The organism is Actinocorallia longicatena (assembly GCF_039534125.1).
Classification (GTDB): domain Bacteria; phylum Actinomycetota; class Actinomycetes; order Streptosporangiales; family Streptosporangiaceae; genus Actinocorallia; species Actinocorallia longicatena.
This window is the reverse complement of the sequence record NZ_BAAAUV010000070.1, coordinates 1-2,447: the sequence shown is the minus strand read 5'-3', so window position 1 is coordinate 2,447 and position 2,447 is coordinate 1. Positions and strand designations below refer to the sequence as shown.

The 2,447-nt window shown below is 55.5% G+C and carries 1 rRNA gene; it reads left to right on the top strand.

What is annotated here, in order from left to right:
* Positions 1-273 precede the first annotated feature (273 nt).
* Positions 274-2,447: ribosomal RNA gene (locus ABD785_RS41085) — 23S ribosomal RNA — on the top strand; the annotation flags it as partial.

Sequence of the window (2,447 nt, the reverse complement as noted above, 5' to 3'; positions counted from 1 at the left end):
GAACGGGGTCGCAGGGGTCGGTGACTGTTGAGCACGCTGTTGGGTCCTGAGGAAACGGGCGACCGGATCTTCTGAGTGTTGCGGGCCCAGGCCGAAGAACCTCATCGTTCTGAAAGCTTGGGTTGCCGTCTGTTTTTTGAGAACTGCACAGTGGACGCGAGCATCTTAAGCAATTTTAAGAAGCGAGCCTGGAGACTCAACACTTTCACTTCGGTGATGGGTGTTGCGAGTTCAGGTTCATCTTATTGTCTTAGTTGGGACCGCATGTGTGTGGTCTAAGTTTTTAAGGGCATACGGTGGATGTCTTGGCATCAGGAGCCGATGAAGGACGTGGGAGCCTGCGATATGCCTCGGGGAGTCGGCAACCAGACGTTGATCCGGGGATTTCCGAATGGGGAAACCTAGCCGTCGTTATGGGCGGTTGCCGCCAGCTGAATTCATAGGCTGGTTGGTGGGAACGCGGGGAAGTGAAACATCTCAGTACCCGCAGGAAGAGAAAACAAGAGTGATTCCGTCAGTAGTGGTGAGCGAACGCGGAAGAGCCTAAACCGATCGTGTGTGATAGCCGGCGGGCGTTGCACGGTCGGGGTTGTGGGACCATCCCGCTGCCTCCGCTGGGGTGGCAAGGAGTTACAAAATCTTGTGGTAGTCGAACGCAATGGGAAGTGCGACCGTAGACGGTGAGAGTCCGGTAGGCGAAACTGCAAGATCTTCTGGGTGTGTTCCCGAGTAGCACGGAGCCCGTGAAATTCCGTGTGAATCTGCCACGACCACGTGGTAAGGCTGAATACTCCCTGATGACCGATAGCGGACAAGTACCGTGAGGGAAAGATGAAAAGTGCCCCGGTGAGGGGTCGTGAAATAGTACCTGAAACCGTGTGCCTACAAGCCGTCAGAGCGTCCTTCTAGATTTATCTAGATTCGTGATGGCGTGCCTTTTGAAGAATGAGCCTGCGAGTTATGGTGTGTGGCGAGGTTAACCCGTGTGGGGTAGCCGTAGCGAAAGCGAGTCTGAAGAGGGCGTCTTTAGTCGCATGCTGTAGACCCGAAGCGGAGTGATCTAGCCATGGGCAGGTTGAAGCGCCGGTAAGACGGCGTGGAGGACCGAACCCACCAGGGTTGAAAACCTGGGGGATGACCTGTGGTTAGGGGTGAAAGGCCAATCAAACTCCGTGATAGCTGGTTCTCCCCGAAATGCATTTAGGTGCAGCGTCACATGTTTCTCGCCGGAGGTAGAGCTACTGGATGGCTAATGGGCCCTACAAGGTTACTGACGTCAGCCAAACTCCGAATGCCGGTGAGTGAGAGTGTGGCAGTGAGACTGCGGGCGATAAGGTTCGTAGTCGAGAGGGAAACAGCCCAGATCATCGACTAAGGCCCCTAAGCGTGTGCTAAGTGGGAAAGGATGTGGAGTTGCCGTGACAACCAGGAGGTTGGCTTAGAAGCAGCCATCCTTGAAAGAGTGCGTAATAGCTCACTGGTCAAGTGATTCCGCGCCGACAATGTAGCGGGGCTCAAGCACACCGCCGAAGTCATGGCAATCAGCTTTTTGGCTGGTTGGGTAGGGGAGCGTCGTGCAGCCGGCGAAGCAGCGGAGTGATCCAGCTGTGGAGGCTGTTCGAGTGAGAATGCAGGCATGAGTAGCGAATGAGCAGTGAGAAACTGCTCCGCCGGATGACCAAGGGTTCCTGGGGCAGGCTAATCCGCCCAGGGTAAGTCGGGACCTAAGGTGAGGCCGACAGGCGTAATCGATGGACAACGGGTTGATATTCCCGTACCCGCCGGTACGCGCCAACGCTGAACCTCAAAACGCTAACCACGCGAAGCTGCTCGGTGAATCTTCGGAGGATCCGTTCAGTGGAGTCTGGGAACCAATTGGGTAGTAGGTGAGCGATGGGGTGACGCAGGAAGGTAGCTCAGCCCGGGCGATGGTTGTCCCGGGGTAAGGACGTAGGGAGTCATGTAGGCAAATCCGCATGGCATATATCCTGAGATCTGATGCCGAGCCGTTTTAGGCGAAGTGAGTGATCCTATGCTGCCGAGAAAAGCCTCTAGCGAGTGTACTGGCGGCCCGTACCCCAAACCGACTCAGGTGGTCAGGTAGAGAATACTAAGGCGATCGGGTGAACTGTGGTTAAGGAACTCGGCAAATTACCCCCGTAACTTTGGGAGAAGGGGGGCCATGACTGGTGATAGCACGTGCTGCTTGAGCTGGTTGTGGTCGCAGATACCAGGGGGAAGCGACTGTTTACTAAAAACACAGGTCCGTGCGAAGTCGTAAGACGCTGTATACGGACTGACGCCTGCCCGGTGCCGGAACGTTAAGAGGACCGGTTAGACCTGTAAGGGTCGAAGCTGAGAATCTAAGCGCCGGTAAACGGCGGTGGTAACTATAACCATCCTAAGGTAGCGAAATTCCTTGTCGGGTAAGTTCCGACCTGCACGAA